The organism is Nocardiopsis alborubida (assembly GCF_012396365.1).
In the GTDB taxonomy this organism is placed as follows: domain Bacteria; phylum Actinomycetota; class Actinomycetes; order Streptosporangiales; family Streptosporangiaceae; genus Nocardiopsis; species Nocardiopsis alborubida.
Genome location: NZ_JAAXPG010000070.1, coordinates 1 through 1,556 on the forward strand (window position 1 = coordinate 1; position 1,556 = coordinate 1,556).

At 72.5% G+C, this 1,556-nt stretch carries 1 protein-coding gene; it reads left to right on the forward strand.

Annotation, left to right across the window (positions count from 1 at the left end):
- Positions 1-19: 19 nt before the first annotated feature.
- On the forward strand, positions 20-1,556 hold a 1,537-nt coding region (locus HGB44_RS31500), incomplete at its 3' end, for an ADP-ribosyltransferase (RefSeq protein ID WP_325097012.1).

The following is a 1,556-nucleotide window of genomic DNA, read 5'->3' on the forward strand; positions in this document are numbered from 1 at the left end:
CTTCGCGCGTCTGCACCCGTTGAACGAGGCGACGGTGCAGGCCGAACTGGACCGGATCCGGGACGAGAGCCGACCCCACCCCGGATGGCAGATCTACGAAATCGGCGACGGCCGATGGCCCGACCTGGCACGGCTGGAGGAAGCCGCGGAACGGGGCGGACTGAGCCCCGAGCAAGAGCGGATCGTGCAAGACGTCCTCGGCAACCGGTACCCGGAGGCGGCGCTGGAGAACCTGCGCGAGCGCTCCGGACGCGCGGGCGAGATCGCCGAATCCCTCGCCCAGGGCGGAGAACCGGCACACTTCCCCGACGCCCCGGAAACCCTGGCGTTGATCCGGCGCCTGGACCGCGCCACCGGCCAACCCTTCCCCGAGGGCTTCGAGGCCGTGCGCGGCACGTACGATTACCAGCACCTACTGGGCCAGGGCAACACCGACCCCTACACCCTCGCGGGGACCACGCACGTGAGCCCGGGGTATTTCTCGGCCTCCCTCGGTACCGTTCCGTCCGCGGCTGGCGGCTCCCCCGTCGACCTGATGCGCCTGACCGTGCCGCAAGACGCCCGGGGACTGTGGGTCGGCGACCGCAGCCAACACCCCCGCGAGCGCGAGGTGATCCTCACCCGCGGGACCCGCTACCGGATCACCTCGGTCGAGCCCTGGGGACGCGGTTTCCTCTTCCACGCCCAGATCCTGCCCCCCGCACACGACACCGGACCCACCACCCCGGCCCCGGCCTGGACGGGCGAGGCACTGGACCGCATCGACCAGGCCCTGAACACGCACGACACGGCAGCGGCCCTGGCCGGGATACACGAGGCGGCGGAACACTTCACCGCGGACCTGGCCTCCGCTCTCCAGAATGCCGACGGCCCCGACCGGACCGCGACGATCAACCACCTCGAACAACTACAGAACACGGCCGAGCACCTGGCGGACCGGGCCTGGGAGATCGCCGACACCACCCCGGAAGCCGTCACCACGGTCGCCCTGGCCGCAGACCTGGCCACCGCCGCACAAAGCGTCGCCGCGCGCGCTGCCACCGACGCGGCCACGGCCCGAGACGCGATCCCCGACCCGCCCGAAGTGGACCCCGAGAACCCGAACCAGATCACCCACGCCGCGCACGAACGCGACACGGCCCTCACCCAGGTCTCGGACGCCGACACCGCGCGCGAGGACGCCGAACGCGCCTCCCACATCGCCTACGACGCCGCCGACACCGCCACCCGCACCACACAAAACACCGGGCACCATGCCGGAACCCGGGCCGAGGAAGCCCGCGCGGCCGCCGAGAGGGCGGACACCCATCGCCGCGACGCGATCACTGCCGCCCAGGACGCGGCCGACCGGCACGAGGGCCTCACCCGCACCGTCAACGTGGCCGCGAGCATCGCCGTCGGTATCGCCCTCAGCGACGCGACCGCCTCCCACGACGACGCCGCGACCACGGCCGCCCTCGACCGGGCGCGGTCCATCGCCGACCTGACCCCTCCGGGTTCGGCGGCGCGCATGAGACTGAACACGCGCATGAACGCGATGGGACTCTCCGGCCCGG